The sequence below is a fragment of the Cytobacillus sp. ABV4_503 genome, from assembly GCF_056158445.1.
Genome location: NZ_JBSWTH010000001.1, coordinates 3,461,543 through 3,480,602 on the forward strand (window position 1 = coordinate 3,461,543; position 19,060 = coordinate 3,480,602).

General features: G+C 41.1%; 25 protein-coding genes and 1 pseudogene. 7 read left to right on the forward strand and 19 right to left on the reverse strand.

All coding sequences use genetic code 11. From position 1 onward, the window contains the following. Positions 1 to 102 precede the first annotated feature (102 nt). From ACXAD1_RS17415 to spoIIM, 7 genes are all read right to left on the reverse strand, one after another. Complete coding sequence (locus tag ACXAD1_RS17415; RefSeq protein WP_206838340.1) at positions 103 to 1,407, reverse strand: pyrimidine-nucleoside phosphorylase; 1,305 nt, start codon at positions 1,405 to 1,407, stop codon at positions 103 to 105. A gap of 228 nt (positions 1,408 to 1,635) precedes the next feature. Continuing rightward, entirely contained in the window at positions 1,636 to 2,457 is an 822-nt protein-coding gene (locus tag ACXAD1_RS17420; RefSeq protein WP_206838342.1) for a purine-nucleoside phosphorylase, read from the reverse strand. Between the two features lie 31 nt (positions 2,458 to 2,488). Further along, the gene (gene deoB, locus ACXAD1_RS17425) at positions 2,489 to 3,673 is read right to left on the reverse strand and encodes a phosphopentomutase (protein WP_206838343.1); all 1,185 of its coding nucleotides are present in this window, start codon (positions 3,671 to 3,673) and stop codon (positions 2,489 to 2,491) included. Between the two features lie 323 nt (positions 3,674 to 3,996). Then, complete coding sequence (xerD, locus tag ACXAD1_RS17430; RefSeq protein ID WP_206838345.1) at positions 3,997 to 4,890, reverse strand: site-specific tyrosine recombinase XerD; 894 nt, start codon at positions 4,888 to 4,890, stop codon at positions 3,997 to 3,999. Positions 4,891 to 4,899: 9 nt separating this feature from the next. Continuing rightward, positions 4,900 to 5,127: a YqzK family protein gene (locus ACXAD1_RS17435; RefSeq protein ID WP_206838347.1), complete on the reverse strand. Its 228-nt coding sequence runs from the start codon at positions 5,125 to 5,127 to the stop codon at positions 4,900 to 4,902. Positions 5,128 to 5,369: 242 nt separating this feature from the next. Then, entirely contained in the window at positions 5,370 to 5,837 is a 468-nt protein-coding gene (fur, locus tag ACXAD1_RS17440; RefSeq protein ID WP_206838350.1) for a ferric iron uptake transcriptional regulator, read from the reverse strand. Positions 5,838 to 6,073: 236 nt separating this feature from the next. Further along, positions 6,074 to 6,718 (reverse strand): stage II sporulation protein M, encoded by a 645-nt coding sequence (gene spoIIM, locus ACXAD1_RS17445; RefSeq protein ID WP_206838352.1) that lies wholly within the window; start codon positions 6,716 to 6,718, stop codon positions 6,074 to 6,076. A gap of 168 nt (positions 6,719 to 6,886) precedes the next feature. On the opposite strand from spoIIM, the gene ACXAD1_RS17450 reads away from it, so the two are divergent. Continuing rightward, positions 6,887 to 7,462 (forward strand): GNAT family N-acetyltransferase, encoded by a 576-nt coding sequence (locus ACXAD1_RS17450; protein WP_206838354.1) that lies wholly within the window; start codon positions 6,887 to 6,889, stop codon positions 7,460 to 7,462. 15 nt (positions 7,463 to 7,477) lie between these two features. Here the strand turns inward: ACXAD1_RS17450 and ACXAD1_RS17455 are convergent, their stop codons facing one another. Continuing rightward, on the reverse strand, positions 7,478 to 8,644 hold the full coding sequence (locus tag ACXAD1_RS17455) for an endonuclease Q family protein (RefSeq protein WP_206838355.1): 1,167 nt from the start codon (positions 8,642 to 8,644) through the stop codon (positions 7,478 to 7,480). 1 nt (position 8,645) lies between these two features. After that, positions 8,646 to 9,197, reverse strand: coding sequence for an NUDIX hydrolase (locus tag ACXAD1_RS17460; RefSeq protein ID WP_206838357.1), 552 nt, complete (start codon positions 9,195 to 9,197; stop codon positions 8,646 to 8,648). A gap of 77 nt (positions 9,198 to 9,274) precedes the next feature. On the opposite strand from ACXAD1_RS17460, the gene mciZ reads away from it, so the two are divergent. Together mciZ and ACXAD1_RS17470 are read left to right on the forward strand one after the other, a co-directional pair. Beyond that, positions 9,275 to 9,409, forward strand: coding sequence for a Z-ring formation inhibitor MciZ (gene mciZ, locus ACXAD1_RS17465; RefSeq protein ID WP_206838359.1), 135 nt, complete (start codon positions 9,275 to 9,277; stop codon positions 9,407 to 9,409). A gap of 72 nt (positions 9,410 to 9,481) precedes the next feature. Further along, the gene (locus ACXAD1_RS17470; RefSeq protein ID WP_474910666.1) at positions 9,482 to 10,405 is read left to right on the forward strand and encodes an aldo/keto reductase; all 924 of its coding nucleotides are present in this window, start codon (positions 9,482 to 9,484) and stop codon (positions 10,403 to 10,405) included. A gap of 33 nt (positions 10,406 to 10,438) precedes the next feature. Here the strand turns inward: ACXAD1_RS17470 and ACXAD1_RS17475 are convergent, their stop codons facing one another. The 6 genes from ACXAD1_RS17475 to ACXAD1_RS17500 form a co-directional block, all read right to left on the reverse strand. Then, positions 10,439 to 11,161 (reverse strand): ZIP family transporter, encoded by a 723-nt coding sequence (locus ACXAD1_RS17475; RefSeq protein WP_206838364.1) that lies wholly within the window; start codon positions 11,159 to 11,161, stop codon positions 10,439 to 10,441. A gap of 67 nt (positions 11,162 to 11,228) precedes the next feature. Next, complete coding sequence (locus ACXAD1_RS17480) at positions 11,229 to 11,474, reverse strand: YqkE family protein (protein ID WP_206838366.1); 246 nt, start codon at positions 11,472 to 11,474, stop codon at positions 11,229 to 11,231. Positions 11,475 to 11,551: 77 nt separating this feature from the next. Further along, complete coding sequence (locus ACXAD1_RS17485) at positions 11,552 to 11,923, reverse strand: VOC family protein (protein WP_206838368.1); 372 nt, start codon at positions 11,921 to 11,923, stop codon at positions 11,552 to 11,554. A 70-nt stretch (positions 11,924 to 11,993) separates the two neighbouring features. After that, a complete protein-coding gene (locus ACXAD1_RS17490) occupies positions 11,994 to 12,662 on the reverse strand; it encodes a 3-oxoacid CoA-transferase subunit B (RefSeq protein ID WP_206838371.1) in 669 nt (222 codons plus the stop codon). Between the two features lie 24 nt (positions 12,663 to 12,686). Continuing rightward, positions 12,687 to 13,376 (reverse strand): CoA transferase subunit A, encoded by a 690-nt coding sequence (locus ACXAD1_RS17495; RefSeq protein ID WP_206838374.1) that lies wholly within the window; start codon positions 13,374 to 13,376, stop codon positions 12,687 to 12,689. Positions 13,377 to 13,431: 55 nt separating this feature from the next. Then, on the reverse strand, positions 13,432 to 14,619 hold the full coding sequence (locus tag ACXAD1_RS17500; RefSeq protein WP_206838376.1) for an acetyl-CoA C-acetyltransferase: 1,188 nt from the start codon (positions 14,617 to 14,619) through the stop codon (positions 13,432 to 13,434). Positions 14,620 to 14,812: 193 nt separating this feature from the next. Between ACXAD1_RS17500 and ACXAD1_RS17505 the strand changes: the two are divergent. From ACXAD1_RS17505 to ACXAD1_RS17515, 3 genes and pseudogenes are all read left to right on the forward strand, one after another. After that, positions 14,813 to 15,722, forward strand: a pseudogene (locus ACXAD1_RS17505) (hydroxymethylglutaryl-CoA lyase). A 116-nt stretch (positions 15,723 to 15,838) separates the two neighbouring features. Further along, the gene (locus ACXAD1_RS17510) at positions 15,839 to 15,970 is read left to right on the forward strand and encodes a hypothetical protein (RefSeq protein WP_269082991.1); all 132 of its coding nucleotides are present in this window, start codon (positions 15,839 to 15,841) and stop codon (positions 15,968 to 15,970) included. A gap of 127 nt (positions 15,971 to 16,097) precedes the next feature. Further along, positions 16,098 to 17,024 carry an alpha/beta hydrolase gene (locus tag ACXAD1_RS17515; RefSeq protein WP_206838380.1) on the forward strand — a complete coding sequence of 309 codons (927 nt, stop codon included), beginning with the start codon at positions 16,098 to 16,100 and terminating at the stop codon, positions 17,022 to 17,024. A 45-nt stretch (positions 17,025 to 17,069) separates the two neighbouring features. Here ACXAD1_RS17515 and ACXAD1_RS17520 read toward each other — a convergent pair whose 3' ends face one another. Beyond that, complete coding sequence (locus tag ACXAD1_RS17520) at positions 17,070 to 17,612, reverse strand: hypothetical protein (RefSeq protein ID WP_474910667.1); 543 nt, start codon at positions 17,610 to 17,612, stop codon at positions 17,070 to 17,072. A 182-nt stretch (positions 17,613 to 17,794) separates the two neighbouring features. Beyond that, complete coding sequence (locus tag ACXAD1_RS17525) at positions 17,795 to 18,121, reverse strand: iron-sulfur cluster biosynthesis family protein (RefSeq protein ID WP_206838383.1); 327 nt, start codon at positions 18,119 to 18,121, stop codon at positions 17,795 to 17,797. Between the two features lie 116 nt (positions 18,122 to 18,237). Here ACXAD1_RS17525 and ACXAD1_RS17530 point away from each other — a divergent pair, with 116 nt between their 5' ends. After that, positions 18,238 to 18,456 (forward strand): CDGSH iron-sulfur domain-containing protein, encoded by a 219-nt coding sequence (locus ACXAD1_RS17530; protein WP_206838385.1) that lies wholly within the window; start codon positions 18,238 to 18,240, stop codon positions 18,454 to 18,456. A gap of 17 nt (positions 18,457 to 18,473) precedes the next feature. On the opposite strand, the gene ACXAD1_RS17535 is transcribed toward ACXAD1_RS17530, so the two are convergent. Together ACXAD1_RS17535 and ACXAD1_RS17540 are read right to left on the reverse strand one after the other, a co-directional pair. Next, positions 18,474 to 18,632, reverse strand: a complete 159-nt coding sequence (locus tag ACXAD1_RS17535; RefSeq protein WP_206838387.1) for a hypothetical protein — start codon at positions 18,630 to 18,632, stop codon at positions 18,474 to 18,476. Between the two features lie 87 nt (positions 18,633 to 18,719). Beyond that, positions 18,720 to 19,049, reverse strand: coding sequence for a YolD-like family protein (locus ACXAD1_RS17540; RefSeq protein ID WP_206838389.1), 330 nt, complete (start codon positions 19,047 to 19,049; stop codon positions 18,720 to 18,722). Positions 19,050 to 19,060: the final 11 nt, after the last annotated feature.

The following is a 19,060-nucleotide window of genomic DNA, read 5'->3' on the forward strand; positions in this document are numbered from 1 at the left end:
AGAAAATTTATACAGTTAAGGCAGATTAAAAATAATAAGAGAAGACAGCACCACAGCAAAAAGCCGCCAGACATAAAGTCCTGGCGGCTTTTTGCTGCTATATTATTCAGTTATTTCCTCATGAATCAATATTGGAGCCGGTACTTTTTCAGTCGACATAGTAATGTTTTCATAAAGCATATTTCTTACTTCTTCTACATTTTCAAAGTTGCTGTAGATGGTTACAAGAGATTCACCCTTTTGTACCTGGTCCCCGATTTTCTTTCTTAACATAAGGCCGACAGCAAGATCGATTTCGGATTCCTTGGTTGCTCTTCCTGCTCCCAAAAGCATGGCTGCTGTTCCAATTTCATCTGCTATAATCTCAGATACATAGCCATCCTGCTTAGCTTCTAATTCAAATGTATATTTTGCCTGAGGCAATTTTTGCGGATCATCAACAACTGAAGCATCTCCGCCCTGAGAGCTTAAGAATACTTTGAATGTTTCTAAAGCGGAACCATCTTTAATAACATTCTCAAGCTTTTCACGCGCTTCCTTCAATGAATCCGCTTTTTTCGCCAAGAAAACCATATGGCTGCCCAAGGTCAGGCAAAGTTCTGTCAGATCTTCAGGACCTTCGCCTTTTAATGTATCGATCGCTTCTTTTACTTCAAGGGCATTTCCAATTGCATAACCCAGCGGCTGGCTCATATCCGATATAACTGCCATTGTGTTTCTGCCAACATTATTTCCGATTCGAACCATCGCTTTCGCTAATTCACGGGAATCGTCAAGCGTCTTCATGAATGCGCCAGCGCCTGTTTTAACATCAAGGACAATGGCGTCAGCACCTGCAGCGATTTTTTTGCTCATTATCGAACTTGCAATTAGAGGAATGCTGTCAACTGTAGCTGTAACATCGCGAAGTGCATACAACTTTTTATCAGCTGGTGTTAAGTTGCCGCTCTGTCCAATTACTGCAATCTTATTTTGATTAACAAGCTTAATGAATTCATCATTTTCAATTTCTACATGGAAACCTTCTACCGACTCAAGTTTGTCGATGGTTCCGCCTGTATGTCCGAGTCCCCTCCCTGACATCTTCGCAACCGGAACACCCACTGCCGCTACAAGCGGTCCCAGGACCAGTGTTGTTGTATCGCCAACACCGCCAGTTGAATGTTTATCTACTTTAATGCCTTCTATTTTTGATAAGTCGATTTGATCACCGGATTCTACCATCGCCATAGTCAAGTCGGCTCTTTCGTTCTCTGTCATTCCCTGGAAAAAGATAGCCATTGTTAAAGCACTTACCTGATAATCCGGGATTGAACCGTCTGTATATCCTTTAATGACAAACTGAATTTCTTCAGTTGTTAACTCAAGTCCATCCCTTTTCTTTTCAATAAGATCCACCATTCTCATAATCAAACACCACTGCTTTCATTTATTCTTTTCTTATGGCTCTAATCTAATCGATTGTTGTTTTTGATCAATAAGTCAGCCCGTTGATTTCCGCTACGGACACTTGCTTTCCGCGGGGAGGAACGAGAGCCTCCACCCGCAGGAGTCAAGTGCCCTCCGCTCCAATCAACTCAGTAATTAAACTAAGTTAGCCGCATAGCCTCCAGAATCAACATGCCTTAAGAAATCTTATACACCAAGTTCCTTAACGATTGCTTTCACATAACGAAGGAAATCGGCTTTGACTTTCTCAGTTGTTTCGATTACTTCTTCGTGGTTTAGCGGCTGATCCAGGATACCTGCAGCCATATTTGAAATACAGGAGATTCCAAGCACATTCATTCCTGAATGCTGTGCCACAATGACTTCTGGAACAGTTGACATGCCGACTGCATCTCCGCCAATTGTTCTCAGCATGTGAATTTCTGCAGGAGTTTCATAAGTCGGCCCCGTATTGCCGACATAAACTCCTTCCTGAATCTTCAGGTTTAGCTTATCGGCAATTCCTTTTGCAAGTTTTCTTAATTCTTTGGAATATGCTTCTGACATATCCGGAAAACGCGGACCCATGCGGGAATCATTAGGACCAATAAGCGGATTGCTGCCCATATTGTTGATATGGTCTGAAATAAGCATGAGATCTCCAGGTGAATAGGTTTCATTCACTCCGCCTGCTGCATTTGTAACAATCAGCTTCTCAACACCCATTTCATTCATAACTCTTACAGGAAAAGTTACCTTATCAAATGAGTATCCTTCGTAATAATGAAAACGGCCTTGCATAGCAACCACTTCAATGCCGTTCAAACGTCCGAAAACCAGCTGTCCAGCATGGCCCTCTACCGTTGATACAGGAAAATCAGGGATTTCGTTATATGGGATTTTAACCGGTTCTTCAATTTCGTCTGCCAGTACTCCGAGTCCTGACCCTAATATCAGCCCAATCTTTGGCTGCCCAGTATATTTATTTTTAAGAAACTCAGCCGCATTTTGAATTTTGCTATAATTCATCGTCATTCTCCTCATCTGTTTTTATATTGCGTTATTTCAATTGATTTAAAAAGCTTTTGCCAAAAGCCGGCATCTTTACATTAAAGTTATCAGCGATCGTTGCTCCAATATCTGCAAAAGTTTCGCTAATTGGAAGCTCTTGCCCTTCCTTCATGTCTTTTGAGTAAACAAGAAGAGGAACATATTCACGTGTATGATCTGTACCATGATGTACAGGGTCATTCCCATGGTCGGCAGTAATCATTAATAGGTCGCCGTTCTGCATTTTTTCAAATACTTCAGGCAGGCGCTCATCAAATTCTTCAAGTGCTTTTCCATAGCCTTCTGGATCGCGTCTATGCCCAAACAATGCATCAAAGTCAACAAGATTCAAAAAGCTCAGGCCCGTAAACTCTTTTTCAAATGTTTCAATCAGCTTATCCATTCCATCCATATTTGAAGTTGTGCGAATGGCTTCAGTCACCCCTTCACCATCAAAAATGTCGGAGATTTTGCCGATTGCCAATACATCGAGGCCGCTGTCAGCCATTTCGTTCATTACTGTACGGTCAAATGGCTTTAACGCATAATCATGTCTATTGGATGTTCTTTGGAAATTTCCCGGCTCTCCAAGGAATGGTCTGGCAATCACTCTGCCGACCATATATTTTTCATCCAGCGTCAGCTCGCGTGCAATCTTACAGATTTTATACTGTTCTTCGATTGGTATTATATCTTCATGCGCCGCGATTTGCAGTACGGAATCTGCTGATGTATAAACAATCAAAGCGCCGGTTTTCATATGCTCTTCCCCGAGTTCAACTAGAATTTCCGTTCCGCTCGCCGGTTTATTACCGATTATTTTTCTCCCCGTACGGGCTTCAAGTTCAGAAATCAATTCCGGCGGGAACCCGTCTGAAAATACCCGAAAGGGAGTCTGGATATTCAAGCCCATGATCTCCCAATGTCCAGTCATTGTGTCTTTTCCGTTAGAAGCTTCCTGCATTTTTGTGTAAAATGCCATTGGCTTCTCTGCTTTTTCGATTCCTTTGATTTCACTGATATTACTAAGCCCAAGTTTGCCCATATTCGGCATCTTCAGGCCATTCATTTTTTCTGCGATATGGCCGAGCGTATCAGCACCTTTATCACCGAACTTATCGGCATCTGGCGCTTCTCCAATTCCCACTGAGTCCATGACGATTAAAAAAACACGCTTATATGTATATGCAGACATATGATAACCTCCTAATTATTTGAATACGGTTACAAAAATCATATTCGTATAGTACCCTTTTTAGGTTTATTTAACACTGATTCTCTTGCTGAAAGAAAAGCGGAACGACTTGCCCAGCCCATGCACCTCAAGGAGGCAGGCGAAGGAGCTGAACAGTAAAAAAGAGAAATTCTTTCATTTAAATAAATATATAGATAGCCTTTTCATTCGTCAGAAGTCTGACATCTATATTTTACATAATAAACAGGTAAAAAGACAAGAAAAAGCTGCCTATTTTTCATGGCAGCTTTATGACATTTATATTTACTTATACAATTAATGCTTTAAGCACGCGGATGATATTGGCTGTACACATCTTTAAGACGAGTTTTGGTTACATGCGTATAAATTTGCGTGGTTGAAATATCGGCATGTCCAAGCATTTCCTGGACTGCTCGTAAATCAGCACCATTTTCAAGGAGATGAGTAGCAAATGAATGTCTCAGCGTATGTGGAGTAAGTTCCTTCTCGATCCCTGCCTCCTGAGCCAGCCGCTTCAATATTTTCCAAAATCCCTGTCTTGAAAGACGTTTGCCGTGATGATTTAAAAATAACGCTTCATCTTTATGCTTTTTTGAAGCAAACTTTCCTCTTCCTTCATTTAAATACATTTCAAGCGCTTCGGAGGCTGTTTTGCCGATAGGCACAATCCGTTCCTTGTTTCCTTTGCCTAAACATCTTACAAAGCCCATCGTTAAATGCACATCACCTATGTTCAGGCCTATCAGCTCACTCACGCGAATACCTGTAGCATATAAAAGTTCAAGCATGGCTTTATCGCGCAAACCAAAGTGATCCTTTATCTCTGGTAAATCCAATAAAGTTTCCACTTCCTGCATGTTTAATACTTTTGGAAGCGAACGTTCCATTTGCGGTGTTTCTATATGAACAGAAGGGTCATGGCCAACTGCTTTTTCGCGGAGCAGAAATTGGTGAAAGGCCCTTAAAGAGGCTATATGCCGGGCCAAAGTTTTTGAGGATTTGCCCTGTTTTTTTAAAAAACCGAGAAATTGGACAATCTGCATACGCTGCACACTCTCAAGGCTTGAAATCTTCTCTTCAGACTTGAGATATTTCAGATAACTTTTCAAATCTCTTTCATAAGATACAATTGTATTTTTGGCGAGGCCTTTTTCTACAAGTAAATAATGAATAAAGTCTCTTAATTGATCATCCATATGATTGCATTACTCCCCATTTAAGTAGAAAAGAATTAACCGGTCCAGCCAGCTCGCATCTTCATCCGTTCCGCTCGCCGACACCTTAACAGCCGCTCCCTGTGGTTCGTCATAGCGGTGATAATCCTGGTATTCTTCGTTTAACCACATAATACCATAATAAAAAAGGATTGTGCATCCAGTAAAAATGACAAATACTTTAATGGTCTGAAAAGCCATACTCAGCCAGGATTTCATTGTTTGGTCCTCCATAACTTTTAATAAAAAGAAAGATTTAGAAGCTTACTATTATTAAAAGGTATGCCATTTTGGACAAGAATTATACCTGAATCTGCATAATAGGCGTTTCTTCAGGGCACATTCCTTTATAGCCAGGCTATTCTAGATTATTGTTTTTCCGCTGAAAAAAGCAAACTATATAAAATTAAATCAAAATAAAAAGCCCATTCTAATGTTAGAATAAGCTTTGTCAATAAGTATTAGTTTCCTTCTGCTTCGTTGTCTGTCTGTTTATCCTGGCAGCGGTAGCAGATGCCATGAAACGTAAGGCGGTGATCCTTTATTTTAAAGTTCCAGCGGCGTTCAACCACTTCCTCTACGTCTTCAAGCAAATCTTCCTGAATTTCATCAACAGCTCCGCACTCAATACAGACTAAATGGTGGTGGAAATGGGCTGCCCCTTCCTGACGCAGGTCATAACGGGAAACTCCATCACCAAAGTTAATTTTATCGACAATTTTTAGTTCAGTCAGCAATTCAAGTGTTCTATATACAGTTGCCAAGCCTATCTCAGGCGATTTCTCTTTTACTAGGAGGTAGACATCTTCCGCACTTAAATGATCCTCTTCGTGTTCTAACAGGACGCGAACTGTTGCCTCTCGCTGTGGTGTTAGTTTGTAGCTGGATGAATGCAACTGTTTTTTTATTCTTTCAATTCTGCTTTCCATACCGAAAGTCCCTCCCTCGCCACTAACATTCTCATTATAACAGAAATAAGATCACATTCAAAATAAAATAATTATAAATAACAGATAAAAATTAATTTTATATAATAATTATTATAATATACTTCAAAAGATTCTTATACCTCTTTATATGTACCCTATCTTTTTGTTTCTACCCCTTTTCCTGTACAAACAAAAGGCAGAGCCGCCCGCTCTGCCTTTCGCAATAATTCATATATTTAGGATTGGATTGAGTTGACAACAGACTTCATTAAGACAGGCGAGATAAACGCCTCCACTCCTGCTGCAGCAATTAAAAACAGAATGGCTACAGCAAAAGCAATCATATATCTTCCAAAAAGAGGCATCATGGGCTGACCTGCTTTTTTCATAAATTGTCTTCTTATCATTTTTAAAGAGAAAGAAACAGCCAGAGTTGCAGCGAGAATAAATATAGGTATGATGATCAGATTCTGGGGAAGGACAGATACGAAGGAAAGCAAAAATCCTTCCAACCCCATTTGGTTAACGAGAAAACCAACAGTAAAGCCAACCACCATCCCTTTCATAAATAGAAGTATTAGAATAACAGGCAGTCCAATTATGGAGATTCCCAAAATCCACATCAGTCCTATAAATTTTGTATTATGAAAAAAGCTCTGTTTGAATAATTCATCTGCTGCTGCAACATGTCCATCTGATACTTGGCCAAAAAACTGCGACAGATAATAAAATAAATCTTCTTTTTGTGTAAAGCTTAAGCTATTTACAACGATAGCCCCAAAAATGACACCCATCAGGAATAGCACAATAATAAATAAATAGATTGAGGAATGTTCGCGAAAGTGGGCTGCTGCAGCGTTCTGGTACATTTTTTTCTTCATTGCTCTTCCTCCTAAAACAAACAGATTGGATATTAAATTGTATGCCTGTCCCAGATTTGTATGACAATGAATTGGATAATTCCCCAATGAAAAAAAGTCTTGAATATTCCAGTTATTTCCGCTATAATTTTCAAAATTATTTAAATTGTCACAGGAGGGAATAAGAAAATGGATCCGATTTTAAATGAGTTTCCAGAGAGAATTGAAACCGAAAGACTTTATTTGAGACCTGCCTTGCCCGGAGATGGAAAAACAGTGCATGAGGCCGTATCAGCTTCAGCTGATGAACTTAAAAAATGGCTTCCTTTTGCACAGAATGAACAATCAGTGGATGAAACTGAAGCTGGCATCCGCAAATCTTATGCCAAGTTTATACTTAGGGAAGATTTCCGTATCCATATATATAGGAAAGAAGACGATGCGTTTATTGGCTCTACTGGCCTGCATCGTATAGATTGGGATGTCCGTAAATTCGAAATTGGCTATTGGGGAGATTCGAGGTTTCAGAAAAAAGGATATATTACTGAAGCTGCTGAAGGTTTGACGAAATTTGCCTTTGAGCATTTCCAAGCGAATAGAGTGGAAATTAGATGTGATCCGAGAAACATAAATAGCAGAAGGATTCCCGAAAGGCTGGGGTTCACACTTGAAGGAATACTTATTAATGACAGTCTAAGCGCAGATGGAACAGAGCTTAGGGATACATGCATTTATGCTAAAGCACCTAAAAAACATAGAGCCTGATGAGCTCTATGTTTTTTAGGAATCCATAATTTTGCCGTACTTTCCCCCGCCCCCTGCCTTTAAGTTTAATGTTCCTTCACGCGCCTTCCCAATAAGCCTGGCTGTTTTCTCAGGTATTACTTTGCTTATTTCTGATAAAGGAACATCATGAAGAATGGCCATTTCAGTGCCGAAATGATTCAGCATCTTCTCCAGCATTTTCGGGCCTAACCCTGGAATGAATTCAAGCGGTACCTGATGAATATAAGGAGGCCGTTCAACAAGCAATTCTCCAGATGATTTTAGTTCAGAGATCCTGTCAGCCACGCCTTTGATAAATTTGTGGTGACCGCAATTTCTGCATTTACCATTTGCTTCATCGAAGTGGCCAAAACATTCAGTGCAAACAGTCTGATGGTATTTTCCAAGCATCGGATCAAGCCCGAAATTGGTTTTCACTTTGCCTTTTTCTTTTCCAGTCAAAGCCTTTTTCAGGTCAGCAAATGCTGGTGACTCCATTTCAAGGATTTGATATTCTCTCGCGATCTTTTTTAGTGAATGGGCATCTGAGTTTGTTAAAAAGGTATATCTGTGAAGTTCAGCTATTTGGTCAGCCATCCCAGTATCTGCACTGAGCCCCAGCTCTATTGCATCAATTAAGCCAGGATCAAACACCTCTGACAGCGACCGCTCTACCCCTTTCCCGAATAAACTTTTAAATGGGGTAAAAACATGGGCAGGAATAAAAAGCCCATCCAGTTCCTTCACTTTTTCCTGAAGCATTCTGCCTGAGGCATAAATTCTCTGTGAGCTTAACGTTATGTTCTTTAAATGTCCCGATAGCCAGGCTGAGAAAACCTTCATGGCTGAAAGTGTCGGAAAGAAGCAAAGAACATGAATTGGGCCTTTACAGGATTCATCATATATTTCAAGTTCTGACCCGGGTATAATCGTTAAATCTCCATATTGAAGTCCCCCGTACCTATGCTCAGTTATAAGGCCTTTTTGGGACAAATCCTCGATTTCAAGTATGACTTCAGGAGAATGACAATCAATAATTCCGATGATATCAAGCCCTTTTTCATTTCGGGCATGCCTGATGATATTTGTGAAGGTTAGGGATTTAGCGCCTGTTATTTTAACAGGCTTTCCCGTAAACGTACGTCCAATATGGATATGGAGATCAGCAAAAAAGCGCTTCATGCTATTTTTTCAGCGCCTCTTGCAGCTGCAGATATTGGATAGCATAAGCTGTTTTCGCATCATAAATTCTTTGCTGCTTCAGCAGGGATATTGCTTCATCAAGCGTTACTTCCATAAGATTCACAAATTCATCTTCATCAGGCGAAGCGGCATTTTCTATTTTCATAAGTCCCTTTGCTATATATAAATGTACCAGCTCATCGGCAAATCCAGGAGAAGTGTAGAATGAGATCAGCCATTCCATTTCCGTGCAGCCGTACCCCGTTTCTTCTTCCAGTTCCCTTTCTGCACAAACTCTGGGTTCTTCTCCTGTTTCAAGCTTTCCGGCAGGGATTTCAGCAATAATCTTATCCAGCGCTTTCCTATATTGTTCGACCATCACTATTTTATTATCTTCTGTTACTGCCAATACAGCTACTGCCCCGGGATGTTTGATAATTTCCCGCTTCGATGTTTTGCCATTCGGCAGCTCAACATCTTCCACTTGCAGACTAATGACTTTACCAGTGAAGATTTTTTCCGTATTAATCGTTTTTTCTTCTAGGCGGCTCATTGTTTTCAGTCACTCCTGTTCTATTCCGATAATGATTGCTCATACATTTTATCATACTTGATGAGGGGGAGTATGGCATGAAGGTGTATGTCCACAATAGGGGAATTATTCTGACCGGCAAAGCCTGGGAAGTCCGGGAGAAACTAAAACAATACAGCAGGCAGTATGTTCTTGTAAAAGACTGGGTTGAATCTCAGAACAATATAAAATGATAAGCCTCTAAATTTGAGTATGCCTCATTTATTTATGTACAATTATATAAAACACTCAAATGAGGTGGGTACTTGAAAAAGAGAAGACTTGGAAACTCAGACTTGTACGTAAGCGAGCTCGGGCTGGGCTGCATGTCAATTGGCACCAACCCTTCCCAGGCTCAGGAGATTATTGAAGCTGCCCTTGAAGAAGGAATCAATTATTTTGACACAGCTGATTTATATGACTTTGGCGAAAATGAAAAGCTTGTCGGACAATCCTTAAAGAGTGTCCGCGAACAGGTGATCATTGCTACCAAAGCCGGCAACCGCTGGAATAAAAATAAAGATGGCTGGAGCTGGGATCCCTCAAAAAGCCACATCAAAGAAGCTGTAAAGGACAGTTTGAAAAGGCTGGACACAGACTATATTGATTTATATCAGCTTCATGGCGGCACGATGGAAGATTCTATTGATGAAACCATTGAAGCATTTGAGGAACTGAAGGAAGAAGGATACATCCTGCAGTATGGCATATCCTCCATCCGTCCCAATGTGATCCGTGAATATGTTTCAAGATCCTCCATCGTTTCTGTCATGATGCAATACAGCATTTTAGATCGGCGTCCTGAAGAAGAAGCTTTGCCGCTTCTAAATCAAAAAGGCATCAGCGCGGTTACACGAGGTCCGCTCGCTAAAGGATTGCTCAGCGACAAAATGCTGGATAAGGCTACGGAGTCAGTTAAAGAGAAAGGCTATTTGGATTACAGCTATGCTGAATTGGCAGAAGCACTTACCAGCATTAGGAAAAAAATTTCGGATGAGCGCTCCATGACTGAGATAGCATTTCAGTATAATCTTGCGGATCCCGCTGTCGCTTCCGTGATGGCAGGTGCCAGCACGTCAGAGCAAGTTAGGGCAAATGCAAGAGCAGCAAGAGCTAATCCCCTGAATAAGGATGAATTGGCTATTATTCAATCCATTGCCAAGCTAAACAAATATGAGCAGCATCGATAATTTAACCGATGAGGGCTGATGAAAGTTCAGCCCTTAAATCATTATTAAGATTATCGTATACCCTGCCACTCCGCCAATAAAAGCAGCAAAGTTACTTTCTCTATTCTCCGGCAGTTCCTCCTTAAGCACATTTAATATCACGCCTCCTGCTAGAGTCGCAAATAAAAAAGCAATCACCATCTCACTTACTTCAGTAATGACTCCAACTGCCCATCCTATTAATATGGAAAATGTCAGTACCCAGTGTCCATATTTATCGTATATTCTTTTATGTGATTGTCTCAAGCCATGATCATTAGAAATGAAATGGACTGATAGAGCAAAAAAGTATATTAGCCATTCTTTTAAACTGTCAAACTCTCCATGTACAAGCAAATAGCCAATCAGCATATTGTAAATAAAGAAGCTGGACATATGAAGCCAAAAAAGTTTTGCTGTGTTCCGCTTTTCTTTACTTTTTTGAGAATATTTCACTGCTTTCTCAATCCCGTAAAAAGCGCAAAGACCCAACATTGCAAATATGTATACATGGCTATCCAGGTATTTGAAAAGCTCTGAACTTTCCATACCTTCTATACTTTCTTGATGCTCTTTAAGCTCAGGCAGGACATGGACAAATATATAAGCCACTGAAATTCCGCTGGCTGCTGATAAAAGCCTGCTTCTTGGGATATAGGTTAAGAATTTCATGTACCTTGATAAGAAGTGCACAAATGAAAAACCGAGGGCAAAAATAAAATTTAATAAAGAAAACATGGAACGACTCCCATCATTTTTTATTAATCATTGCCCTCGGTTATTTTAAATGAAACTTGTTTATTTTTTATTTGAACTCTTTCCAGTTAAGATCGCTTTCTCCTAGCAGTTCTTCAAAACTTTTATTTTTTTCGCGCAGTCTTCTTTCTTCTCTTTTTCTGCGCTCATCTTCTTCCTTCTGTTTATCTTCAGCAGCTTTTAATTCCTGCTTTTTCCCTTTTAATTGCTCCATTAAGTCCTGATTTAGCATGTCGCCGAGTGTGACTGGCTTATCGTCTTTTTTAGGCTGGGAATGGTGTTTCTTCTTTTTCATATAAACCCCTCATCAACTAAGTTTGCCATTTATTATAACATATTTTATTATTCTTGAAGGAATAGGCTGAATCGCTATTATGGCAAAAACTCCAGAAACTCAATTCTATTTCCGAATGGATCATCAACAAAAAATCGGTTTCTTCCTTCTATAGGCGGTTCTTCCTTTATAGCTATTTTCTGCTTTTGAAGACTGCTTCTCAAGTCTTCGAGGTTTTCCACAATAAATCCAGGGTGGGCTTTTTTTGCCGGAAAGAAGCTTTCCTGCACCCCAATATGGATTTCCTGATCTCCGCATATAAACCAGCAGCCGCCGCGCTTTTGAAGATTTTCAGGCTTGGGAATTTCCTTCAGTCCAAGCTGTTCACCGTAAAATCTCCTGGCTTCATCCTCGCAGCCTTGTGGAGCAGCAAGCTGGATATGGTCGATTCCTTTAAATGAAAAACTCATTTCTTCCCCTCATTTCCTTTGGCTGAAAATAATGAAAAGCACAGCAGGCAGCTGTACTTTTCAAAAGATATTAATAAGCTTCTGTTATAACGTTTTCATCAACTTGCAATTCAGGTTCTGTTGAATTGATTATGTCCTCGACTGTGAAGCCTTTAGCGACTTCAACAAGCTTCAAACCAGAAGCAGTGACATCGATGACTGCCCGCTCAGTGATAATGCGGTCAACGACGTTTTTTCCTGTTAAAGGAAGGCTGCATTCTTTAAGGATTTTCGAATCACCATTTTTATTGGTGTGGTCCATGATCACGATGATTTTATTGGCGCCATGAACCAGATCCATTGCACCGCCCATTCCCTTGATCATTTTCCCGGGAATCATCCAGTTGGCCAGATCTCCTTTTTCAGAAACCTCCATACCGCCGAGAATTGCAATATTCACATGGCCTCCCCTGATCATCGCAAAAGATTCAGCACTATCAAAATAGGAGGACCCCGAAATTGCGGTAACTGTTTCTTTTCCTGCATTAATTAAATCCGGATCCACTTCGCTTTCCGCAGGATATGGTCCAATTCCCAGCAATCCATTTTCAGATTGAAGGACTACTTCTTTATTATCAGAAATATAGTTTGCAACCAATGTCGGCATGCCGATTCCCAAATTCACGTAATAGCCATTTTCAATTTCTTTCTCAGCACGTCTGGCAATTTTCTCACGGACTGCTGCTTTATCGTTACTCATGAGTCCCACTCCTTCCGTCAGTATCTATTTCTTTACAGTCAGTCTTTCAATGCGCTTTTCCTGTTTTCCCTCAACCAGCGACTGAACATAGATGCTCGGCGTATGAATATAGTTCGGATCCAATTCACCAATTTCATAAAGTGTCTCCACTTCTGCAATTGTCACTTTGCCTGCTGCTGCAATCATTGGATTGAAGTTCCGGGCAGTTTTGTGATATACAAGATTGCCCATTTTATCGCCCTTCCATGCTCTTACAAGGCTGAAGTCTGCTTTCAGTGCCTCTTCGAGGAGATATTCCTTGCCGTCAAAAACCTTGGTTTCTTTCCCCTCTGCAATCGGTGTACCTACTCCTGCCGGCGTATAAAAAGCAGGAATGCCGGCACCGCCTGCACGGATTTTTTCCGCGAGTGTTCCTTGAGGAAGCAGCTCTACTTCAATTTCCCCTGAGAGAACCTGTCTTTCAAACTCTTTGTTTTCGCCGACATAAGATCCGACCATTTTCTTAATCTGTTTATTTTTTAAAAGCAGTCCCAGTCCCCAATCGTCAACACCGCAATTGTTCGAAATGACTGTAAGGTCCTTGACCCCTTTATCAACTAAAGCCAAAATAAGGTTTTCCGGAATTCCGCAAAGGCCGAAACCGCCAACCATTAGGACAGCACCATCGTGAATTTCCTGAACCGCTCCACTGAAGGAAGTACAAATTTTCTTCACTTCAATCGCTCCTTTCATTAAAATACTTATTTTTGCTAAACTTTTTTGAAGTTTTCTATGCAAGCTCCACCACTGTGGCTACCCCTTGGCCTCCTCCAATGCAAAGAGTCGCAAGGCCTTTCTTTGCCTGTCTTTTTTGCATCTCATGAATAAGAGTTACCAGGATCCTTGCTCCGCTTGCGCCGATTGGATGTCCCAGTGCAATTGCTCCGCCATTTACATTCAGAATCTCCTTGTTAAAACGAAGCTCCCTGTCAACTGCGAGCGACTGGGCTGCAAATGCTTCGTTTGCTTCAATAAGCTCCAATTCATCCATGGGAACAGATGCCTTTTCAAGCGCTTTTTTTACGGCTGCAACAGGGCCAATGCCCATGATGCTTGGATCCACACCTGCACTTGCATTTCCTTTAATCGTCACTAAGGCCTTAAGCCCCAGTTCATCTGCTTTCTTTCTGCTCATAACCAGCAATACAGCAGCCCCGTCATTAATCCCGGAAGCATTTCCGGCTGTTACGCTGCCGTCCTTCTTAAACGCCGGGCGCAAGCCTCCGAGCTTTTCAGCAGTCGTCCCTTTTTTCGGATACTCGTCTGTATCAAAAACAATCGGATTCCCTTTTCGCTGAGGAATTTCAACAGGAACGATTTCATCTTTGAATTTTCCTTCTTCAATTGCCTTTGCCGCCTTTTCCTGGCTGGCTGCGGCGAATTCGTCCTGTTCTTCCCGGCTCAGCTCGTATTTCGAGCAGAGATTCTCAGCAGTAACTCCCATATGGTAATCATTAAATGCACACCAGAGCCCGTCTGATATCATCGAATCTATAAGCTTTTGATCTCCCATTTTAAAGCCATTTCTTGCATTTTTCATTATGTAAGGAGCCTGACTCATATTCTCCATGCCGCCAGCAATCACCGCTTCAGCATCACCTGCTAAAATGGCCTGTGCAGCTAAATGAACTGCCTTCAGCCCGGAACCGCAGACCTTATTAATCGTCATTGCGGAAACGCTTTCAGGAAGACCCGCTTTAAGAGCTGCCTGCCTTGCCGGATTCTGGCCCAGACCTGCCTGCAGGACATTTCCCAGGATTACTTCATCTATCTGATCCGGTGTTACACCTGCTTTTTCAAGAGCGCCTTTTATCGCAATCGCCCCAAGTTCTGGTGCTGATACACCTTTAAGGCTTCCATTAAAACTGCCGATTGCTGTCCGGACAGCGCTGACTATTACGACCTCTGTTTGTGTCATCTCTCTCATCCTTTCAAAACATCTCTCTGCTTATATTCGTGCCAAGATCCCAAAATTCCTTTTATTTTGTCAAAATTTTTATTATTCTTGCAATCAAAAATACTTTCCTACTACAATAAATTTAAGGCATATAGCAATTTTTAAGAAAGCGCTTACCATACACGATTTAAAATATGAAACGGGAGCTGAAAACATGACGCTGGCATTTCCAAATAAAGTAACAATTATTGAAGTGGGCCCGCGGGATGGACTGCAAAATGAAAAGTCCTTTGTACCCACGGAAGTCAAGAAAGACTTTATTAAAAGTTTAAAAAATGCAGGATTAACAGAGTTGGAGCTTACTTCATTTGTGTCTCCGAAGTGGGTCCCGCAGATGGGGGATGCCGACTGAAATTACGGCAGATTGCCTTGATGCAAATACAAGGGATATCGTGCTGGCCCCAAACCGCAAAGGCATTGACAGGGTATATATGACTGAATGCCGGGCCGTTGCCGTTTTCGTCGGTGTAAGCAATACATTTAATAACAAGAATATCAATAAACCCACTCAGGAAAGCATGGATGAACTAAAGCCGATTATCGGAGAACTGAAGGAGAAAGGTTACTTTGTCCGCGCCTGCATCTCTACGGCATTTCATTGCCCCTATGAAGGAGCAATCAACCCTGAAGATACAGTTGGGCTATGCCGTCAATTTGTTGACGCAGGGGCTGATGAATTAAGCGTAGCAGATACTATCGGGATGGCTGCTCCCCATGAATCGTATGGACTTTTTTCCCGTTTAAAAGAAGAGTTTCCAAATACCCTGCTGACTGCTCATTTCCATGACACAAGAAAAATGGCCCTTACCAATATCTTTGCAGCCTTACAGGCAGGTGTCGACCGATTTGATACTTCCGCCGGAGGACTTGGCGGATGCCCATTTGCCCCTGGCGCTGCAGGCAATGCGGCAACTGAAGATGTTGTTTATATGCTTGAGCGTATGGGAATTGAAACCAATGTTAACCTTGATCAATTAATGGAAGCGGTAAAAATTGTTCAGCCTCATCTTTCCAGGCCGATTGAAAGCACCTATTTCAGGCTGAACGCTCAAACAGTTCAATAGCTGCTTCTTAGGATGAATAATACGCCCTTTCTTATAGCATCTTATTAGATGAAGCAACTGCTAAAGCAGCTGACGAATTCAATTCAGCTGCAGCCTATTAGAAGGGGGATAATCCGATGAGCCAAAAACGCGATAAAGGATATAGCCAGAAGGGGAAGCCGAATTCCGATACAGTAAACCAGACGATTGCTGCCGAGGAATTGGAAAAAGCAATACATCCAACTAAAAGACAAAACGCAAAGCAATGAGCCGCTGCATAGCGGCTTTTTTTTATGCGTAGAGCCCCTCATGAAATTTCAGCATGTCCCGGCTCACATCTCTGTTTTAATTTTATCCAGAATGGTAAAATAAAGAAAAAAAGATGGAGGGATGGGTTTGAGAAGGTTTTTACGTTATTTATTTTCCATCGTTCTCTTTCTTTCATCACTCGGCGTCTATTTTACAAATAGGCTTATGTTTATGAAAAAGAAGGAAGATGGCTATATTTTAGAAAGGGAGAAGGAGTCCGGCAGACTTGATCTTATCAAGTATGAAAGCCTGCCAAAGAGAGACGTGCTTATTCCCTCCCCATTTGGCTATAACTTAAAAGCCGTGGCTGTCGAACCACATAAAAATAGTCGCTATATTGTTATTTCCCACGGGGTTACGGAAAATAAAATGAACTCGATTAAATATATGAACCTCTTTTTGGACCGGGGATTTAATGCGGTTATCTATGATCATCGCCGCCACGGAGAATCTGGAGGAAGAACGACAAGTTACGGGCATTATGAAAAGTTTGATTTAAAAGCAATTGTTGATTGGCTTAAAGCCGAAAAAGGGCCAAATATTCAGATTGGCATTCATGGCGAAAGCATGGGAGCTGCTACAATGATCCTCTATGCGGGAATGCTCGAAGACGGTGCAGACTTTTACATCGCCGATTGCCCTTTTTCAGACTTTAAAGAGCAGCTGGCTTACCGTTTAAAAGCAGAGATGAAGCTGTCGCCAAAGCTCTTTTTGCCTGTCGCTGATCTATTTCTGCGGATGCGTGAGAAATACTCCATTGCAGATGTATCGCCTATTTCTGTTATTGAAAATATAAAGAAACCTATCCTGTTCATTCACAGTGAAAAAGACGATTTTATTTTGCCGACCATGTCCGAGGCTTTGTACGAGAAGAAAAAAGGTCCTAAACAATTTTACCTTGCTGTCAATGGGATCCATGCTCAATCCTTCAATGAAAACAGAGAAGACTATGAAAAAGTCATCGACGAGTTTTTGGATCAGTATGTCAACAGCAAAGATGCTTTATCACAATAGAAACAGCTGGCTTCAATGTAAGCCAGCTGTTTCATATAAGATCCTCTAATTTTTCTTTTTCTTTATGATTTCCTTGCCGTCTTCAGACAGTCCTCTTGCAGTATGAAAATCTCCCATTTTAAAATAATAGCGTTTGTTTTCTTTTTTAATAATTGCCGCTTCTTCAAATTTCTCTTCCTTGCCGGCTGTTTCTACTTTTTTAATATCCCCGCTTTGAATCTCACCAAAAATTACCGGCAATCTGTTTTCTAAATTACCTTCTTTATCATAATCATAAAAAGTATCTGTATAAACGGTCATATGTTCATTCTCATAATGTTCCCAATGGTTATGGCCTTCATTTTTCCAGCCTTTTTTGTCACTGCCTTTCAAATAGGCGGCTGCCATGGCCTCGACCTCATTGTGTCCATCATTCTGCTGCGTTAAATACAGGAGAATAACTCCATCTTTTACTTTTTCTTTATGTAAGATTTCTTTTACATTGAATGGAATTCCATCATCAATCGCCTGGCCCATTGTTGCTGTACTGCACCCTGACAACATCAGGAAAGCTGCCAGCAGCGAAAATAACAGATAGTTCTGCTTCATTCAAATCTCCCCCAATCAGCACTCTCTTCACCCATAATGACAAACATCTTCGTTATTCTATTTAGCCTGTAACCTTTTACTAATATATTAAAACCTTATTTTCCAGAATTTTGGAAGGGTATTTTTACCTATGTACTAATTAAAAAAGACCGCCATCCCATAGCGGCCGCCTGCTACATCATTTATTTTGTTTTATCAATAAAGCTCATTCTCGGGTTTAAATACTGATTCGGACTTTTTAACTGAAAGCAGTTTGCCTTCTCTGAAAAGTCTATTATCAAATCGTCATCTAAAAATACTTCCTTTGATTTTTCCACATATATGCTGCCAGTGTTCGTTTTGATTTCCCTGTCATCATCATCAAGCTCGTCAACAAGCCAGAGTGCCGTCACTCCGCTTACAACACAGCCGCAGCCATCTATATCATACTTAAGCCTTATAAATCCATCTTTGCCGGCAATGCGTCCCGATAATTTTTCTGCCGCCAATTCAGTTAATGCAATTTCCATGTTTTAAAACTACCTCCCCTTTGCATATGCTGTATTTTAACACAGATAGGAATAACATGCTTCTGAAAGAGACAGTTGCTTATTCAGCCACCAAAATTGTGAAAGGATGATTGGATATGTCAAAGGCGCAGATTAAAGTAATGGATAATGGATCGTTTCGTGTAACAGGTGATGTAGAATTAATCGATATGGATGGCAATAAATTTGAAACAAAACAAACCTTCTCCCTTTGCCGCTGCGGAAGATCCTCGAAAATCCCATTTTGTGATGGCACTCATAAAGGAACTTTTCAATCCTGTGTCCGTGCGGAGAAAGCTCTCGATGACAAGCAATAAGGGTGGAAAACGGGGACTTATCCCCGTTTTTTTTCATTTTTTATTCCTGCGGGTGTTGCTCTTTCATCCTGTACAATCCCTTGAAGCAGTTCCCGGTCCCTGTCCGTACTGTCTTCTCCGGCCCCTGGTGCGATATTAGCCATCGGCAGCTGTTCCAGTTCTTTTCCTCTAGGCATATTTCATACACCTCCCTGCTGTTAAGATGCTTCCCGCGTCCAAAAACTACCCGTTTTAAATTCATCCAGTTCAGACATCTCTATTCATCAAGTGAACCGCGCATCCGCTATAGCGTTAATGGAAATATGATGAATTTCCCCAAATCGATCAACAATATGAAGCTTTTGGCCAAGTTCATCCCAATAATGGATGCTCCCGATGACGAGTTCATAATTCCTGCCCCTGTAATGAGTAAGTGTAACGCTTTTTTGAAATTCCATTGCCTCTGAAAGAATTTCATTCATATATTCAAATTTCTGCTCATCCAATTCCCGCTCTTGCTCGTACGTATCTTCCTCTGCCCAGTCTCTTAAGAGCTTTACATGTTCCGGCAGCATCATAGAAGTCCATTTTATTCTGCCCCGATCGCGAATCATAAGCTGACCCC